Annotated in this window: 19 protein-coding genes and 2 pseudogenes; 13 read left to right on the top strand and 8 right to left on the bottom strand. The window is 55.5% G+C overall.

The window, feature by feature from the left end; translation table 11 throughout:
• The first annotated feature begins 60 nt into the window (after positions 1-60).
• Complete coding sequence (locus RBB81_RS14230) at positions 61-2,007, top strand: alpha-L-arabinofuranosidase C-terminal domain-containing protein (protein ID WP_353071099.1); 1,947 nt, start codon at positions 61-63, stop codon at positions 2,005-2,007.
• Between the two features lie 51 nt (positions 2,008-2,058).
• On the opposite strand, the gene RBB81_RS14225 is transcribed toward RBB81_RS14230, so the two are convergent.
• Positions 2,059-2,433: an L-rhamnose mutarotase gene (locus RBB81_RS14225; RefSeq protein WP_353071098.1), complete on the bottom strand. Its 375-nt coding sequence runs from the start codon at positions 2,431-2,433 to the stop codon at positions 2,059-2,061.
• Positions 2,434-2,594: 161 nt separating this feature from the next.
• Between RBB81_RS14225 and RBB81_RS14220 the strand changes: the two genes are divergently transcribed.
• Positions 2,595-2,792, top strand: coding sequence for an aldo/keto reductase (locus RBB81_RS14220; RefSeq protein WP_353071097.1), 198 nt, complete (start codon positions 2,595-2,597; stop codon positions 2,790-2,792).
• 230 nt (positions 2,793-3,022) lie between these two features.
• Here the strand turns inward: RBB81_RS14220 and RBB81_RS14215 are convergent, their stop codons facing one another.
• The 6 genes from RBB81_RS14215 to RBB81_RS14190 all read right to left on the bottom strand — a co-directional run bounded on the left by RBB81_RS14215 (position 3,023) and on the right by RBB81_RS14190 (position 5,817).
• Positions 3,023-3,511 carry a beta-galactosidase gene (locus RBB81_RS14215; RefSeq protein ID WP_353073937.1) on the bottom strand — a complete coding sequence of 163 codons (489 nt, stop codon included), beginning with the start codon at positions 3,509-3,511 and terminating at the stop codon, positions 3,023-3,025.
• Positions 3,408-3,911: a beta-galactosidase gene (locus RBB81_RS14210; RefSeq protein ID WP_423248020.1), complete on the bottom strand. Its 504-nt coding sequence runs from the start codon at positions 3,909-3,911 to the stop codon at positions 3,408-3,410. Before RBB81_RS14210 ends, RBB81_RS14215 begins: the two co-directional genes overlap by 104 nt.
• Complete coding sequence (locus RBB81_RS23495) at positions 3,817-4,332, bottom strand: beta-galactosidase (RefSeq protein WP_423248084.1); 516 nt, start codon at positions 4,330-4,332, stop codon at positions 3,817-3,819. The genes RBB81_RS14210 and RBB81_RS23495 overlap by 95 nt, the downstream gene beginning before the upstream one ends.
• A gap of 102 nt (positions 4,333-4,434) precedes the next feature.
• Positions 4,435-4,758 (bottom strand): hypothetical protein, encoded by a 324-nt coding sequence (locus tag RBB81_RS14200; RefSeq protein WP_353071095.1) that lies wholly within the window; start codon positions 4,756-4,758, stop codon positions 4,435-4,437.
• 119 nt (positions 4,759-4,877) lie between these two features.
• Positions 4,878-5,054 (bottom strand): hypothetical protein, encoded by a 177-nt coding sequence (locus RBB81_RS14195; RefSeq protein ID WP_353071094.1) that lies wholly within the window; start codon positions 5,052-5,054, stop codon positions 4,878-4,880.
• Positions 5,035-5,817, bottom strand: coding sequence for a hypothetical protein (locus RBB81_RS14190; protein ID WP_353071093.1), 783 nt, complete (start codon positions 5,815-5,817; stop codon positions 5,035-5,037). Before RBB81_RS14190 ends, RBB81_RS14195 begins: the two co-directional genes overlap by 20 nt.
• A 211-nt stretch (positions 5,818-6,028) precedes the next feature.
• Between RBB81_RS14190 and RBB81_RS14185 the strand changes: the two genes are divergently transcribed.
• The 5 genes and pseudogenes from RBB81_RS14185 (at position 6,029) to RBB81_RS14165 (ending at position 10,422) form a co-directional block, all read left to right on the top strand.
• Positions 6,029-6,565, top strand: a complete 537-nt coding sequence (locus tag RBB81_RS14185; RefSeq protein ID WP_353071092.1) for a glycoside hydrolase family 95 protein — start codon at positions 6,029-6,031, stop codon at positions 6,563-6,565.
• Positions 6,510-6,755: a glycoside hydrolase N-terminal domain-containing protein gene (locus RBB81_RS14180; protein WP_353071091.1), complete on the top strand. Its 246-nt coding sequence runs from the start codon at positions 6,510-6,512 to the stop codon at positions 6,753-6,755. Before RBB81_RS14185 ends, RBB81_RS14180 begins: the two co-directional genes overlap by 56 nt.
• 212 nt (positions 6,756-6,967) lie before the next feature.
• Positions 6,968-8,277 (top strand): annotated as a pseudogene (locus RBB81_RS14175) (glycosyl hydrolase family 95 catalytic domain-containing protein); the annotation flags it as partial.
• Complete coding sequence (locus tag RBB81_RS14170; protein WP_423248083.1) at positions 8,251-8,628, top strand: glycoside hydrolase family 95-like protein; 378 nt, start codon at positions 8,251-8,253, stop codon at positions 8,626-8,628. The pseudogene RBB81_RS14175 and the gene RBB81_RS14170, both read left to right, overlap by 27 nt.
• A 105-nt stretch (positions 8,629-8,733) precedes the next feature.
• Positions 8,734-10,422, top strand: a complete 1,689-nt coding sequence (locus tag RBB81_RS14165; RefSeq protein ID WP_353071088.1) for an alpha-L-fucosidase — start codon at positions 8,734-8,736, stop codon at positions 10,420-10,422.
• Between the two features lie 123 nt (positions 10,423-10,545).
• On the opposite strand, the gene RBB81_RS14160 is transcribed toward RBB81_RS14165, so the two are convergent.
• On the bottom strand, positions 10,546-11,565 hold the full coding sequence (locus RBB81_RS14160) for a LacI family DNA-binding transcriptional regulator (RefSeq protein ID WP_179582685.1): 1,020 nt from the start codon (positions 11,563-11,565) through the stop codon (positions 10,546-10,548).
• 169 nt (positions 11,566-11,734) lie between these two features.
• Here RBB81_RS14160 and RBB81_RS14155 point away from each other — a divergent pair, with 169 nt between their 5' ends.
• The 6 genes and pseudogenes from RBB81_RS14155 to RBB81_RS14130 all read left to right on the top strand — a co-directional run bounded on the left by RBB81_RS14155 (position 11,735) and on the right by RBB81_RS14130 (position 17,365).
• Complete coding sequence (locus RBB81_RS14155) at positions 11,735-13,402, top strand: cytochrome c3 family protein (RefSeq protein ID WP_353071087.1); 1,668 nt, start codon at positions 11,735-11,737, stop codon at positions 13,400-13,402.
• A 370-nt stretch (positions 13,403-13,772) separates the two neighbouring features.
• Positions 13,773-15,320 carry a CRTAC1 family protein gene (locus tag RBB81_RS14150; RefSeq protein WP_353071086.1) on the top strand — a complete coding sequence of 516 codons (1,548 nt, stop codon included), beginning with the start codon at positions 13,773-13,775 and terminating at the stop codon, positions 15,318-15,320.
• Between the two features lie 457 nt (positions 15,321-15,777).
• Entirely contained in the window at positions 15,778-16,029 is a 252-nt protein-coding gene (locus RBB81_RS14145) for an FG-GAP repeat domain-containing protein (protein WP_353071085.1), read from the top strand.
• A gap of 63 nt (positions 16,030-16,092) precedes the next feature.
• Positions 16,093-16,149, top strand: a pseudogene (locus RBB81_RS14140) (hypothetical protein); the annotation flags it as partial.
• 147 nt (positions 16,150-16,296) lie between these two features.
• The gene (locus tag RBB81_RS14135; RefSeq protein WP_353071084.1) at positions 16,297-16,776 is read left to right on the top strand and encodes an FG-GAP repeat domain-containing protein; all 480 of its coding nucleotides are present in this window, start codon (positions 16,297-16,299) and stop codon (positions 16,774-16,776) included.
• A complete protein-coding gene (locus RBB81_RS14130; RefSeq protein ID WP_353071083.1) occupies positions 16,709-17,365 on the top strand; it encodes a CRTAC1 family protein in 657 nt (218 codons plus the stop codon). Before RBB81_RS14135 ends, RBB81_RS14130 begins: the two co-directional genes overlap by 68 nt.
• The last annotated feature ends 27 nt before the right edge of the window (positions 17,366-17,392 follow it).

Here is a 17,392-nt window from a genome sequence, read left to right as displayed (position 1 = left end):
CGGGTTGTCAGGTACCAAACTCTTATAAGTTTGCAGGAACAGAGGAAAGCCGGAGTCCCAGTGAAGTCAATCCATTTAGAAAAACCAGTTCTCGCGCGCCTCTTAGGTTTGAAGGCCGCGGCTCTCATCGTTGCCACGTCATTCATCTCGACCGGCGCGGCACAAACAACACCCGCATCCTTGAAGATTGCCTTGGACAAACCTGTTCATGCCGTAAGCCAAACACTGTACGGGTTGATGACCGAGGAGATCAACTTCTCCTACGACGGCGGCCTGTATGCAGAACTTGTGAGAAACCGGACATTTCAGGACCATGGATTCGAAGGGATCGCACACTGGAATATCGAACACTATGGAAGTTCGAGAGCTTCGATGGAGATCGACCCGGCAGAGGGGCCGAGTGCAGCGCTCTCTCATAGTCTGGCGTTGACGATCACGCAGGCCGACGCCGCGAACAGAGCGGGGGTGCGGAACGAAGGTTATTGGGGTATGGCGCTCCGACCGAACACCACATATAAGGGTTCGTTGTATGCCAAGGCTGACTCGACGTTTGTGGGGAGTCTGAATTTAGCGTTGATCAACGACGACACGGGAAAGGCAGCCGCGTCGACGGACACTCCAGCATTGACGAGAGAGTGGAAGCGATATGAATTCACGCTCCAGACGGGTGACTTGGAGACGTCGTCTGAAAATCATCTGCTGCTGACTGCTGGCCATACGGGCAGGATCTGGCTGGACCTGATCTCGCTGATGCCACCAACCTTCAACAATCGGGAGAACGGCAATCGGTCTGATCTGATGGAGAAGATGGCAGCCATGCATCCGACCTTCCTCAGACTTCCCGGCGGCAACTATCTTGAGGGAGATCAGATTGATGAAAGGTTCGATTGGAAGAACACGATTGGTCCGCTGGTTGATCGACCTACCCATCGCAGTCCGTGGAACTACCAGTCGTCAGACGGCATGGGCTTGCTAGAGTTTCTGGAGTGGACTGAGGACCTAAAGATTCAGACTGTGCTCGCGGTCTATGCCGGCTACTCACTCAAGGGGGACCATATTCAGGCAGGACCAGCGCTAGTACCGTATGTGCAAGATGCGCTCGACGAGATCGAGTTTGCGATCGGTGATACCTCGACTCAATGGGGTGCGCTGCGCGCGAAGCTCGGTCATCCAATACCGTTTCACGTGAACTATATCGAGATCGGCAACGAAGACCAGTTCGATCACTCCGACAGCTATGAGGGTCGCTATGCGCAGTTTTACAAAGCCATCAAAACAAAATATCCACAGCTTCAACTAATCGCGACAACTCCACTCAAACGAACGAGGCCTGATGTTGTCGACGACCACTACTATAGGCGCGCGGACGAGTTCTTTGACGATGTGAAGCACTATGACCAGACTGACCGCAACGGACCCAAGATCTTCGTCGGCGAATGGGCGACTCGGGAGGGCTCACCCACGACAAACATGGGCGCCGCCTTGGGAGACGCGGCGTGGATGACCGGCATGGAGAGGAACAGCGACTTGATTGTGATGGCTTCCTACGCGCCGTTGTTCGTGAATGTGAATCCAGGGGGCATGCAGTGGGAGTCAGATCTGATCGGTTATGACGCGCTGAAGAGCTACGGCGCGCCGAGCTATTACGCGCAGTGCATGTTCGGAGAGTATCTGGGCGACGAAGTTCCCACCTCTTCCATTACCGGCGAGGGCAAACTTTTCTTCTATTCGGTCACCCGTGATTCGCGTACTGGAAAAATCTACCTCAAAATGGTCAACGCTTCATCCCTTCCACAAGCGTTGGACATCAACTTCTCCGGTATGAACAAGGTCATGCCAGAAGCCATGCTCATCTCGCTCAGCGGCAAGACGAACGCAGAGACCAATTCGATCAGCGCTCCGAAGCAGATCGTGCCGGTGAAGACGTCCACGCGAATCGAGGGGCCGAATTTCTCCCACACCATCCCACCGTACAGTGTGCAAGTGCTTGAGTTGGAGGCTCACTAGGTGCGCGCCTTTTGACCGAGTTGGTTGATAGCTTCTCGGGATACCACCTGTTTAAAATTCCCTGCGATCTACAGGCGAGGGTTGGTCGGTTGTGTGTGCCAGCTTGAAGATTCTCTCCATCTGCCTCCAACGCGTGGTGGGGTCTGACCCGGAGGAGACATTCTGGTAGCTCGACATCAAGCTCTCCCATGCTTGCACTGCCGGATTAAGGCGGTCCATCTCTGCCTTACGCTCGAACGTGATGTCGTTTGTCGTATCCATGATCATGAAGAGGCTTCCTTCCAAATGAAATATCTCCATATCTAGAACACCCGCATCGCGGATACTCTTGTGAATTTCCGGGCGGCCAATTCTGTGATGCTCAATGTATTCGGCAATGAGTTCCGGGTCAGGACGAAGACTCAACGTAAGACAGAAGCGTTTCATGATTCACTCCTCTATTCGGAAAAAGCCTGAAGGCGGTTGGCGCCGTCAGACTCTAGATTTACCACATTATCAGGACGGCGAGAACCTCCGGCGTTGCAGATAGTTAACGTTAAATATTATGCTTTTCGGGCTAATACCTCCTTTCGGGAATGAGACTTCTTTTGCGCTATCGTGATCTTGGAACGACCGGTCTGAGCGTCTCAGTGCTCGGTTTTGGGGCTTCTACGCTGGGGAATGTATTCGGAAAAGTTGGTGCCTCGAGTGGAGAGCGTGCAGTCCGCCACTCGGTTGACCGCGGCATTAATCTGTTCGACGTTTCGCCCTACTACGGGATCACGCAGGCGGAGCAGCGCGCATAGCACGGCCGCAAGCTATCAACTCCCTCTCTACGCCTACCTGGTGATCGTGGTATGGGTCCACGGTCCTCTTGAAGGGCAGTATGGACGAGCCGATAAGGCCACCATCTAGGAACACGTAGAAAAGATCCCCACCGTAAGGAATGACAATTTCTTGCGGGCCTGCCTGCGCGACCTGCAATGTCGTGCTGTACCAGCAGTAGTCTGTTTTGTCTTTTGTCAAAAGCAGTTGCTCAACTGGTTCTACCGAAACAACGCCTTTGTCGCTTCGGGCACTCCTTCCACATCTGCCAAGAGTTTGCCTCGTCGCTTCCTGACACTGTGGTCCAGTTGGCTTCAGAGTAACTGTGCTCGACCCTGGAGTGGGCAGCATTTAGATCAAAGAGGGTTTCGCCCTTGGTGTTCAGAATACGAGCATCCTTCAGGTCATTTCCCCGGACCAGTAGGAATTGATCGCTTCCCTTGGTCCAGGTGGTGGTCCGCTGCTCACCATCGGAACTATCCGAGCGGTCTCCCTCCAAAAACACAGAGCTGTGCTCTTGCATGAAAGAATGGAACTGACCGAGATAAACTCCGGTCCGCGTAATGCCTCCGTACTCGTCAATGGGCGAGGAAAAGTCATAAGAGGTCGTCTGAAGATACATGGAATGGCGTCCGAAGTTTGTTCCGCCCTGCCACGGGTAGTAGTTCCAACCTGAGCCCCCGCGGCTTACAAAATCCAGAATGGCACCGGCAATCTCCCTGGGCGTCACGAGGTATAGGGTTGCGGCCTCCCCACACCTTGTACCAGGCTGGATAAAGTTCGGTCCAGAGAAGTGGTGTGCCTGGGTGAGACTTGCGCACAGACGCAATGCGCTCCGGCGAGATCGTAAATCCGTTCGAGGTTTCGATAGCGCCCTGAGCGCCGCCCTCGCAGGTTGTGGTTGGCACGCTGGTAAGACCGACCCGCTTAGCTAATTCAACAATCCACCTAAGGTATTCTTGTCCCTCTTCTCCGTACCGTTTGGCGACGTTGGTGTATTCGTTCTCAACCTGGACCAGCACCACCGGACCGCCATTGGGTGCGAGATGCGGCCTTACCACCGCAGCGAGTTTGAAGAAGAACGCCTCCACGCGTGCCATATAGGCCGCGTTCATGGTGCGGATGGTGATTCCGGGTTCGTCGCGCAGAATAAGAAGGAAATCCTCCGTAGTTCCACTCTGCGCATATATAAGGCCCGACCCAGAGGAAGACAGAAAGCCCGTTCTGATGGCAGAGGTCAAGGTAGTGGCCCAGGTCACGCTCGCCAGTGAAGTTATAGTTCCCACGGCTTGTTTCATGGACGTTCCAAAATACGTAGGTAGAAATCATATTCAGGCCAAGCGATTTACTTCGCTCAAGTAGCAGGGGCCACATAGCTCGCGTCGACCGAGGGTAATGTATCTCTCCACATATGACGAGGGTACGGTGCCCATTCAAGATGACCGACCTTTCGTCGTAAGCGACAGGTTCGTCTTTTGGGTCAATCCCAGCAAAACTTTTCCTGGAGGCGCTGAAGGCCACAGTTGCAGCGGCACCCTTTAGAAAGTCTCTTCTTGGAATCACGATATCCTCTCTGCTCCTACGAAATGTCACGGCACGACCAACGGCTGAGGGGCAGACTGCTCAATGGTTCTGCTCAAGGATGTCGACCTTGAAGAATAAAGAGGCATGTGGCGCAACAGTGGTGTGAAGAGCTTCCCGGTCGGCAATCTCTTTCTTGACCGCCTGCTGCCCCCACAGGTCGCGAACTCGGGTAGCCTGAGCGCGGACACCAAGACTCTTCCAGGAAAGACTAACGCTCCTGGCAGCGTCGCCCGTGTTGAAGACTGCTACAAACTTTGCCGGTCTCTTGCCGCCGGATGCATTCGCATCCGCCGTCCAGGCAATGATGTCTTCATTACGGTAGGTCTGGTGGCCGTGGGCGCTGGCTTGATTGACCGCCAGCACCTCGGGATTGGTGAGCAGGCTGAAGGTGAATGCGTCGCTAGTGGGAAGGTCGCCGCCGAAGATTAGTGGGGAGCGAAAGATAGACTACAGAGTCATCAGAGTGATTTGCTCGTCATGCGTTAGCAAACTGTTGCGATCGCCCCCCGTTCGCCGCGAATCGCAATGTGACCAAGCGGCAACATATCCGCATCGGGCCAGCCTCCCGGATGAGAGTCGTTCTCCCAGAGGTGAGCCCGATCGAACTGCTCCTTTACATCGATCCATCGATCCCAGAAGTCATCCGAGATGCGCCACATCTGCGCGTTGGCTTTGAGCTCCGGATAATTGGCAATAGGCGCGGGTCCAGGCGAAAGACTGAGAACGATGGGTCCTCAGAGCAGAGCTGAGGGCACGGATTTCTGGCTCATGGAAGGGCCGACTCATATCGTCTGCCTTAACCAGATCAACCCCCCATGCTGCGTAAAGACGTGCGATGGAGTCGTAGTAGTCCTGAGCGCCCGGCTTGCTCATATCGACGCCGTAGGTGTCTTCCATCTGGGGCCAATGACAGATGTTCACCTTGTCGGCAATATCGGCGGCATGGTATTTCGACCCTTCGATGGGCAGGTTCTTTTCGACAGCCTCCCGCGAAATTCCACGCATGATGTGAATACCAAACTTCGAGCCCTTGCTATGAACGTAGGCGGCAAGCGGCTTGAATCCCGCTCCGTCAGCGGCGGTCGGAAAACGATTGAGCGCTGGCTGAAAGCGCCCGTACTGGTCCAGCACGACCCTGCCCCGAGGGATGTAGCCGTTGGCGTGAGCATCGGGTACGTACCACTCGATGTCAACCGTGACGTATTGCCAGCCATACTTTGCAAGACGAGTCGCCATGACACCGGTATTCGCCTTTACCTCGTCCTCGCGCACGGAGGGTCCAAACGAATCCCAACTGTTCCAGCCCATGGGAGGCGTGGGAGCCAGCATCGTGCCGGGAGCATCTTGAGCATTTAGGGTGGGAATAAAGGATGCCGCGAGACAAAGAGCAGTCAGGCGAGATGCGATTGCGGAAAGCACCATGAGTAAAAATCCTTGGGAGGAAGACTAGGTTTAGTACGTTTAAGCCATTGCATGCTTTTCAAGTAATCGTTTACTGTTGCGTGTACATAGATATGGAAACAGTCCCACACTTGTCAATATCAAAGCAGCCGAGAAGGCTGGAGAGCGCTAAGGACTCGAATGGGATCTTCTACAACACGCCGCAGTTTTCTGAGTCTGCTTGGACTCACCTATGCTTCTTCCTACCTTTCGAGCGGTTCCGTCAACGCCATCGCAGAGAGTTCCTCGGAGGATACAAAAATATGCGAGCACAGAATCACTGCTGTGGTTTGAGCAGCCCGCCGGCCAGTGGGTGGACGCCGTCCCCCTCGGTAATGGACGCCTGGGCGCTATGGTGCTCGGGGGCGGCCTCGGTGGCACGTCGGACGCGGGCAGGGAGCGGATTACACTGAACGAAGACACGCTCTGGTCCGGAGCCCCCTCCGATTGGAACAATCCGGACGCCGAGCACCATTTGCCTGAGGTTCGCAAGCTCATCCTGCAGCAAGGTAAATACCAGGCAGCCGACCAGGAGTGCCGGAAGATGCAGGGTCCTTACAACCAGGCCTTCGAGCCTGTGGGGGATGTGCTGATTACGCTCGATCATCCGTCGGCCGTGAGCGGATACCGCCGAGAACTGGACCTTGATCGCGGCGTGGCGACCGTTCGCTACAGTGTGTCTGGGCGCAGAAGGCGCGAACGCGGAAGTTGGGGATTTATACACACGTGAGGTCTTTGTTTCGGCCCCGGCACAGGTCATCGTTATTCGGCTGACCTGCAGCCGTAAGGGGGCACTCAATGGAATAGTGAGATTCGTAAGCCTGTTGCAGTCGAAAACGGAGGCGATCGACGACAATACCATTCGTCTGACCGGAAAAGCGCCCAGCGTCTCGATACCGTCTTACCTGCACAACGGTTGAGGGATGTGAGTTCGAATCCAGCAGCTGTGCGTCCAGTACCGCAGCGAACCGCATGCCAACCCCTTCCACATTGCTGTATTGAATCGGATTGTCCCAGGGACGGCCCAGTTACGCGTGCGCAGGACGGGACTCTTGCGATCAAGAACGCTACCAGCGTGCTTCTGCTGGTCGGCATCGCTACCGGCTACAAGGGATATGCGCAGATTCCCGACATGCCGCTGTCTGAAATTGTGGCTGCCGCGGAGAGGTCTGTTGCGAGTGCCAAAGTCACTTCGTACCAGAGCTTGTATTCCGCGCACCTGAAGGATCATCAGGCGCTCTATCGACGAGTAACGATCGACCTGGGTAAGGAATTTGGCTCCAGCTCGAGTTCGACCGATAAGCGAGTATCGGAGTTTGCAGCGAACCCCGATCCTGCGCTTCTTGCGCTCTACTTCAACCAAGGCCGATATATGCTGATGACGAGCTCGCGGCCGGGTACGCAACCTGCGAATCTGCAAGGTATTTGGAGCGATGAGCTGCGTCCGCCGTGGAGCTCGAACTGGACTTCGAATATCAATGTCCAGATGAACTACTGGCCGGTTGAGACTTGCAACCTCTCCGAGTGCCACCTACCGCTGGCCGACATGATCGCGGACCTCAGCCAGAATGGAGCGAAGACGGCACAGGTCAACTACGGCGCCAATGGTTGGGTCTCGCACCACAACATCGACCTGTGGAGGCAGTCCGCGCCGGTCGGCATGGGAACGGAGTTCGCGACACCCACCTGGGCCAACTTCGCCATGAGCGGGCCGTGGCTGTGCGCACACCTTTGGGAGCACTATCTCTTCACCGGCGATGAATCATTTCTGCGCAAGGTCTATCCGATTATGCGCGGCTCGGCAGAGTTCTGCCTGAGCTGGATGGTCGACGACGGGAAAGGCGGTTTGACGACCTGCCCGTCGTTCTCCACCGAAAACACATTTTTTGCGCCAAACGGCACTCCGGCAAGCACAAGCTTTGGATGCACGCTGGACCTCGCACTGATTCGCGAACTCTCCACGAACGTGCAGCAAGCTGCGACCATTTTGAATACCGATTTTGCCTTTGCGACTAAGTCGGCGCCGTCGTCAAGCGTCTGCCCGACTACCAGGTTGGGCGATGGGGCCAGCTTCAGGAGTGGGCAATCGATTATGAGGAAAACCAGCCGGGGCAGCGCCACATGTCACAGCTTTACCCTGTCTACCCCGGCTCCGAGATCACGCCGCGCAACAACCCACAGCTTGCACAGGCAGCTCGAAAATCGGTTGAGAGGCGGCTTGCACACGGTGGCGCTTACACAGGTTGGAGCCGCGCATGGGTCATCGGATTATGGGCGCGTCTTGAAGACGGAGACATGGCTTGGGAGTCTCTCAAGATGCTAATCGAGCACAGCACCGGGTCGAATTTGTTCGACACACATCCGTTGGGCGAAGCCTTGGAGACGGCTATCGCTGCCAGCTCCGGCGAAAAGACGGTGCATTCGAAATCAGCTGGAACCCCGCACAGCATCTTTCAGATCGATGGAAACTTTGGCGCTACGGCTGCTATTGCCGAGCTTCTACTACAAAGCCACGATAAAGAAGTCGCACTCTTACCAGCACTGCCAATCGCATGGAAGAACGGCTCTATCAGGGGCCTGCGCGCGCGCGGTGGACTGGAGGTTGCACTGCGATGGAAGGACGGCAAATTAGTCGACACGGAACTTCTTGCTCTGCGCGATGGCACTCACCGGCTGCGCGTTCAGAGAGGTTTGCGCCTTATTAGGGCGACCAACGCGAAGGGGGACACAGTCGACCTCACTCCAGACAAAGATGGGGAGATAGTCACGATGCGTGTGCGCAAGGGACAATAATATCATTTGGTCGCAGGGGTCTCCGACAAACAATCAATTCACTCATCGTAACGACGATTACGATCAAAATAGCCAAACATCGAAACGGAATCAGCAGGAGAGTTCATGAAACTTTCAAGACGAGGTGCACTCGGTCTTCTCGCGGGCGCGGGACAAGCCGCCGTCACGTCAAGACTTCTCGGCGCCGTTATCAATTCCCCGGCAAACCCGGTCGGCAGGGTTGCGACCAGCCTCGAGCGCAGTCTTGCAAAGGGGCCATTCGAACCTACATGGGAGTCGCTTAAAGCGCATTACGAGATACCGGACTGGTTTCGGGATGCGAAATTTGGGATCTGGGCCCATTGGACGGCACAATGCGTGCCCGAGCAGGGGGATTGGTACGCCCGCCGGATGTACCTTCAGGGCGATCCGGCTTACTGCTACCACGTCAAAACCTACGGTCACCCTTCAAAGGTCGGCTTCAAGGATATTGACATCATGTGGAAGGCAGAGCGCTGGGATCCCGAGGCCCTAATGGACCTGTACCAGGCTGCTGGCGCAAAGTACTTCATGGCACTTGCCAATCATCACGATAACTTCGACAACTACAACTCCAAGTATCACAATTGGAACTCGACGCGAGTCGGTCCGATGAAGGACATCGTCGGGACGTGGAGTGCGATCTGCAGAAGGCGCGGCTTGCGATACGGGGTCAGTAACCACTCGGCTCACGCGTGGCATTGGTTTCAGACCGCCTACGGCTACGATGCGGAAGGTCCGCTGGCGGGCGTGCGGTATGACGGATTCGCAAAGAAGAGCTTGGCCGGCTTAAATCCACAAGAGCTCTACGTAGGACCCAATCTGGTCGTCCCGGATGGGTTCACATCAGCCCAGAAGATGCTTGGCTGGCACAATGCGAACGATCGCGTTTGGGATGAATTTCCTCCAGCTGAAAATCCCGACTTTACCAATACCTGGTTTCTGCGCTGCAGGGATCTTCTCGACACTTATAAACCGGACATGCTTTACTTCGACGATACCGGGCTTCCGCTGGGCCAAACCGGTGTCGATATTACGACCCACTTCTACAACTCGAATATAGCCCTTCATGGAGGACGCAATCAGGCAGTTGTCTTCGGGAAAGAGTTTGTTCCACAGCATAGAGGAGCCGCAGCGCTCGATCTCGAACGAGGCAGGTCGAATGACATTCTTCAGCTTCCGTGGCAGACCGATACCTGCATCGGCGACTGGCACTATAGCCGTGAAGTCTTTGAGCAGCACAAATATAAATCTGCAAAGACAGTGATTCATCTGTTGGCGGATGTCGTCAGCAAGAACGGAAATCTGTGCTTGAATATCCCGTTGAAGGGTGACGGCACCATCGATTCCGACGAGCGGCAAATCCTTGCTGACCTAGCAGCCTGGATGCCGATAAACGGAGAGGCTATCTTCGGCACGCGGCCTTTCACCGTCTATGGTGAAGGCCCACCGGACCCGGTGAAAACTGGTAACTTCAACGAGGGAAATGGCCGACCTTATACCTCTGAGGACATGCGCTTCACCGTGAAGGATGGCCGTCTTTACGTCATCGCGCTCGGTTGGCCGGCAGATGGCAAGCTTAAGATCAAGACGTTCGCTCGCGGATCGAAAGAGCTTCCAGGCGAGATCAGCAAAGTCGAGATGCTCGGCGTCGGAGAGCCTTGTTCGTTCGAGCGGAGCTCGAACGAACTGGTTGTGAAGCTGCCGACACAGAAGCCGAACGACATCGCGTACGCATTTCGGATTGCGGTGTCTCGCCTTAATATGTCCACCTGAGGCTTGAGACGTTTGTAGATCTTTCTGGTCTAAGCACACACGGGATTCATTTACCATATCAATCGCGACCATCTCTCGGCATGAGATGTGGATTGACCCGAGACTCTGGAGAACTTTGCTTTCCTACTTCACAACTCTGGAAGATTCTCTAACCACAAGCTCTGGCTCCAGTATGACGCGCTGGGGACGAATCGGCCCTTCTGCTTCAACGAGACGGAAGATCATCTTCGCGGTCCGAAGGCCTAGGGGCTCAATCCTCTGGTCTATTGTTGAAAGCGGGACGCGAAGCAGTTCATCGTAGTGATAGTTTCCGCAACCGATAACTGCGAGATCACGAGGTATCTTTAGGCCGGCGTCCAAAGCGGCCATTATGGCACCGGACGCGATCATGTCATTGAAGCAGAAAACCGCATCCGGACGCATCTTCAGGCTTAGCAGGTTTTTCATCGCCGTCTCCCCTCGCGTTCGGCCATCTACATCGACTGAGCCGAGCGGTGCGATCACATACCGAGGATCGATGGCAACCCCATGGCGCTCGAGAGTATCTCGATATCCCTCGAAACGGCTCTTCCCTACCCTGTTCTCCGGACCTCGGATGTGGGCGATCTTCTTGCGACCGATGGCGATGAGATGTTCCGTTGCTAACTCACCAACCTTGTAGTCGTTCGATCCGAGGAAGTTAGAGCGAAAATCCTGAAAGTCGCGGTCGAGAAGAATCAGCGGCGGCCCATTCTCGCTGACCTTGCGCAACTTCTCCGAGGTCGACTGTGTTGTGGCTACCACCAGGGCATCCAGCCGGTGAGCGAGCATATGCTCGATCTCGGCATCTTCGAGGACAGCGTCACTCTCGGAGGAAGCTACGAGCAGGAAGAAGTCCTTCTTGCGCAGCGCACTTGAGAGCGATTTCGCGATCTCGGAGAAGAAGGGGTGAATTAGGTCCGGCACGATGAGACCAACGAGAGAACTGCGCCCGGTCACCAGGCTCCTAGCCATCAGGTTCGGCCGGTAGTTGAGCTCTTTGATCTTCGCCATCACTCGTTCGCGTGTTGCCTTCGCAATATCGGGATGGTTCTTAAGCGCCTTTGAGACCGTCACGATCGAGACGCCGAGACTTTGCGCAACATCTTTCATTCGGACAGCCATGGAGTGAATATACAAGATACGTTTTGGCCTCGAAAGCGTTGCTCATTATTGACAAACGCCGTTGCATCTTCTAGCTTTCAGGTCGAGATAACCTTTACCCAAACTGTGGTTCAACTTTTGAAGCGCAGTTTGAAGACTTGGGCGAGCATGCTGTATGGAAAGTGAGTTTATGTTTCTAAGGAGATTGCTGCGGGCGTTACCGCTCTTCTTAGCTGCCGCATTCTCACTGCGCGGGTTACCGCAGGACAAGGCAGCTACACCAGTGCGCGACGCCGACGCCGCCTGTAGCCAATGTCACCGTACGATATTCAAGACTTACCTCAAGACACCTATGGCCAACGCGAGCGGACTAGCCGGCGAACGACTCACCCCAGGATCGTTTCGGCACGCTCCATCCGGCGGCATTTACACAGTAAGCAATCAGGCGCACCATACACTTGACTATACCCTTCCCACGTCGCCTCCTATCGAAATCAAAGAGCGGCTTCATTACTTCCTAGGCTCTGGTCACCTTGGTTTGACCTACCTCTATTCGAAGAACGGATACCTGCTGGAAAGTCCGAATGCCTACTACGCAAAACTCAAAGGCTACGCCATGAAGCCCGGCTTTCAGCGGTCGCAGGAGCTCCCCGCAGCGCTCACGCTTAACCCAAGCTGTCTGCGCTGCCACATGAGCAGCGTGAACAAGCAGGTAGAGGGAACCGACAATCTCTATCGCGGACTGCCCTTCGAGTACGTAGGCATAACCTGCGAGAGCTGCCACGGGGATAGCCGCGAACATGTTGCCTCCAGCGGACGCACCGCTGTCGTCAACCCCGTCAAGCTTTCGCCTGTAAAGAGAGATAGTATCTGCAGTGTCTGTCATCTCGAAGGCGATACAAGTGTCGAACGCCGCGACCGGTCCGTACTCGACTTCAAACCGGGCGCCGATCTCACCGCCTTCATGTCCTACTTCGTCTATGCCGGCGAGAACACGACCCAGCGCGCCGTCAGCGAGATCGAGCAGTTCCAGTCCAGCAGGTGCAGGATCGTGAGCGGGCCCGGCATGTCGTGCATGACCTGTCACAATCCTCACGCTTCGCCAACGGCTGAAGAGCGCACCAACTTCTATCGCGCCAAATGTCTCACTTGTCACACTCAGGACAAATACGTCGCCGAGCACTACGTCGCAACTCGTGACTGCACCAGCTGCCATATGCCTAAAACCGGAGCGCAGAACATCCCCCATGTAGCATGGACCGATCACCGCATCCGACAGCATCCCGGCCAACCCGATCTAGAAGCTGTTCCGGCTCGGACCCCGGAGCTGATTCCAATTCTAGCCAGCACGAGCAAATCGCGCGACCTCGCTCTGGCGTACTACAACCTCGTTGTGGTTAAAGGACTCACTACCGAAAGATCGCGTGCATGGCAGATGCTCATTGCGGCGGAAAAATTTGATCCCGAGGATCCTGCAGTGCTGCGCGCGCTCGGAATCATAGCCCAATTGAATCAGGATTACGCTCACGCCAAGACCTATTACCAGGATGTCTTGAAAAAGGAGCCCGAGAACCTGGCAGCCGCAACGAACCTAGGTACTCTCCTCGCTCGAGCGGGCAACCTCCAGGCAGCTGCAAATTCGTGGCAGCGAGCCTTCCGTCAAAACGCGGACATCCCCGCCCTCGGACAGAATCTCGCCAAGGCGCAGTGCATGCTTGGATCTAAAGAAGCCGCAGAAGACACGCTCAGAACTGTGCTGGTCTACAGCCCTGGAATGGGGGAGGTGCGCCATACCCTCACAGCGTTGGAAGACGGCAGTCAGTCGTGTCCTGCTCCCGAAGCGAAAGAAAACAGGTAGACCAGGACTGGGATTTTGTCAGGTGAGTCTTGTCCAATCGTCAAAGAAATAGATCGAGATAATAGATCGAAATCGCACATCAAAGAAGCAGAAAGAGCGAACAGTGTCCTTAGCAGATTCATCTCAGGCCCGGAAACTCAGAACACGATTCCCAATTCTTTTCGCTGCGCGATCCGTATGCATCGGCAGTGCGGTTTCGCTCTGCTTCCTGACTGCATCTGTTGTCTTCGGGCAGACCTCACCACCTCCTCACGTTGTCACACAACATCCGCCCGCCATACCCGGCAAATTTGTAGATATCAGCCAAAGCAGCGGCGTCCAATTTCAAGGCGTCGCTTCTCACACCTCGACAAAGTATTTGCTCGAGACGATGGGCTCTGGCGTCGCGTTCTTTGATTACGACAATGATGGCCTTCTTGACATCTTCTTCGTCAATGGAACTCACCTTGACAACCCAACAACAAAGGGCACCATTCCGCAGAAGTCCGGCCCCCAAGATTGGAACCGCCTCTATCACCAGAAAAAAGACGGCACCTTCGAGGATGTCACCGAGCGCTCTGGGCTCAAAGGCGTCGGCTACGGCATGGGTGTCGCAGTGGGAGACTTCGACAATGACGGCTTTGAAGATCTCTACGTGACGGCCTATGGCGGCAATCGCCTATATCACAACAACGGCAACGGCACCTTCACCGACATCACCGACAGCTCCGGAACCGCGGGCAGTGGCTGGTCGACCAGCGCGGCCTGGGTCGATCTCGACAATGACGGCCTGCTCGACCTCGTCGTCCTCCGCTACGTCAAATGGGACTTTGAAGACGTCTGGTGCGGCGAGCATCGCGACGGTTATCGCGCCTATTGCCATCCGGACATCTTCCCCGCGATCGCTCCCCTGGTCTATCACAATGACGGAAACGGCCACTTCACCGAGGTTTCTAAAAAAATCGGCCTCTCTGTCCCCGGCAAAGGTCTTGGGATCGCGCTCGCCGACTTTGACCGTGACGGCAAGATCGATATAGCCGTCGCGAACGATTCCATGCTGGAGTTCCTCTACCGCAACAAGGGAGATGGCACCTTTGAGGAGATGGGGCTCAACGCTGAGATCGCAGTCGACGGCGATGGCCGCACCTACGCCGGTATGGGCATCGACTTTGAAGACTACAATAACGATGGTTTTCCCGACCTTATCATCACTAATCTTGCCAACCAGAGATACGCCCTCTACAAAAACAACGGCGACGGCAGCTTCACTTACGACACCTACATGTCAGGCATTGGCCGCATCACTCTCCTTCACTCCGGCTGGAGTCTTCACTTTCTCGACTACGACAATGACGGGCTCAAGGATCTACTCATCGCCCAGGGACATGATCTCGACACCATCGAACTCACTTCGCCGCAACTTCACTACAAAGAGCCGATGCTTCTTGCCCGCAATACTGGTTACGGCTTTGTCGACGTGTCCGAGGCCTCAGGAAGCGTCTTTGCTCAGCCTTGGGTCAGTCGCGGAATGGCGGTGGGCGATTTCGACAATGACGGCCGCATCGACGCAGTCGTCACGACAAACGGCGGAGCCGCCCACATCCTACATAACGAAACGGCGACGCAGAATCACTGGCTCTCGCTGCGCCTCGTCGGCCACTGCAGCAACCGGGATGCCATCGGCGCAGAGATAAAGCTGACAACATCCAAAGGATCTCAATATGTCACCGTCTCGACCGCGGGGGGCTATCTCTCCTCTAACGATAAGCGCGCGCACTTTGGCCTCGGAACGGATACAGTCGCAAAGGAGATTGAAATTCGGTGGCCCAGTGGTGTCGTCCAGAAGTTAGGTGAGGTAAAGTCCGACCGAATTCTTCAGGTGGACGAACCTCTTCAATCGACCGCGGAGACCACTCCATCAAAGTCCTCTAGGCGTTGATCTTCGAGGAGCGTTCGTCAGTTCACGAATCGTGGGAAAAGAGCGCGAGCCAGTACATCTCATGGAGAGTAGCAGCCGCAGGTGTTAGAAAAGGTTATATCATCTTGATCGCTGACACATGCGATGGAATCGCGAAGACCCACATTGGCGATTCAGTCTTCAGGAAGAGTGCAACCCCGCTTATGATTTTTCGAAGAGTCATTCAGTTCATGGTTCTAGCAGTCCCCTTTGGGGTACATCCCGGCGCCTCCGCTCAAAATCCTTTGGAAACCCGGGACGCCAAGCAGCAGGAAGGAGCTCACCTCCTGCCAAGGGAGGTGCCAGCACCGGTGCCGCGCATTCGGCAGTCCTCGATGCAGAAAGACGCCCCATCACGGCCGGCGGTTTTGTGAAGACGGGCTCCATTGTCTTTCAAGACATCGCAGTAAAGGCGGGACTCACCACCTAGCGTCACAAAATGGGTTCCCCAGAAAAGAAGTACATCCTCGATACGGTCGGCTCGGGTGTCGCCCTGCTCGATTACGACAACGACGGCTGGCTCGATATCTATCTTGTCAACGGTTCTACCGACGAAGCGCTTCTTGGTAAAGAGCCCGCGCCCCACACCGCTCTCTTCCACAATAATCACGATGGAACTTTTACCGATGTCACGGCGAAGGCGGGTGTAGAAAACGACCGATGGGGCTTCGGCGTTGCCGTCGGCGACTAAGTTAACGATGGTTGGCCCGATCTCTACGTCTCGAACTTTGGCAAGAACAGGCTCTATCACAACAATCATGACGGCACCTTTACAGATGTAGCCGAGAAGGCAGGTGTCACAGTTGGAAACTGGTCAACCGGCGTCACATGGGGCGACTACGACGGCGATGGCCGTCTCGATCTCTTTGTTGCAGGCTATGTCCACTACGACATCCGCGATCAACTCGACGCCGGCGGCAAGGCGCTCAGCTTCTGCGAATTTCGCGGTGAGAAGGTGATGTGCGGCCCACGCGGCCTTCCCGGCGAACGGGACCACCTCTTCCACAACAACGGCGACGGTACGTTCACCGATGTCAGCGTCAAAGCCGGGGTCAGTGATCCACAGGCCTTCTACGGTCTTGGAGCTGTGTTCATAGACATCAACAACGACGGCCGCCCTGACCTGCTCGTCGCCAACGACTCTACCCCGAATTACCTGTATCTGAACAAGGGAGACGGAACCTTCGAGGACATCAGCTATGCCTCCGGTTACGCCTTGAACAAGGAGGGGCGCGAAACGGCTTCCATGGGCATCGCAGTTGGCGACTACCGCAACAACGGCCTGCTGGATCTCTACCACACCACCTTCTCCGACGACTACAAGCCGCTCTACCGCAACGATGGCGATGCCAACTTCACAGATATCAGCTATGAAGCCAATCTCGGCGAAATCTCCATTCCGTTCCTCGGATGGGAAGCTGCCTTCTTTCGACTATGACAACGATGGCTGGAAGGATCTGTTCGTCGTGAACGGCCACGTCTATCGCGGTGTGGACAAAACTTCCTGGGGCACCACCTGGGCACAGCGGCCGCTGCTGTTTCATAATCTGCAGGGTACGAAGTTCGATCTCGTTCGAGCTGTCGAAGGTACAGGCCTCGCTGAGGTAATGACCTCCCGCGGGATGGCGTTCGGGGATATCTTCAACGACGGCAAAATCGATGCGGTGATCAACAACATCGACTCGGTTCCCGCACTCATGCAGAATGTCGCCGAGCAGCGCAACCACTGGATCGAGCTTCGCCTGGTCGGCGGCCCAAAAAGCCCTAGGGACTCCACCGGCGCAACCATCTATCTGACCGCAGGAGGCATACGCCAACGTGAAGATGTATTTAGCGGAGCCAGCTATGCCTCGTCCTCCGACCCGCGTCCGCATTTCGGCATCGGTTCTGCCGCCCGCGTTGATAAGATAGAGATCCATTGGCCTAGCGGAGCCAAAGAGGAGATCGTGCCGCCTGCGGTTGACCGTATCTTCACCATCGTTGAAGGGAAGGGAATCCAAAACCCTCACGAGCACGTCAGCAAGTAGCTGTGCTATCGCAGGAGCAGACTTAGC

It is taken from the genome of Tunturibacter gelidoferens, from assembly GCF_040358255.1.
GTDB lineage: Bacteria > Acidobacteriota > Terriglobia > Terriglobales > Acidobacteriaceae > Edaphobacter > Edaphobacter gelidiferens.
This window is presented reverse-complemented; position numbering and strand designations above follow the sequence as displayed.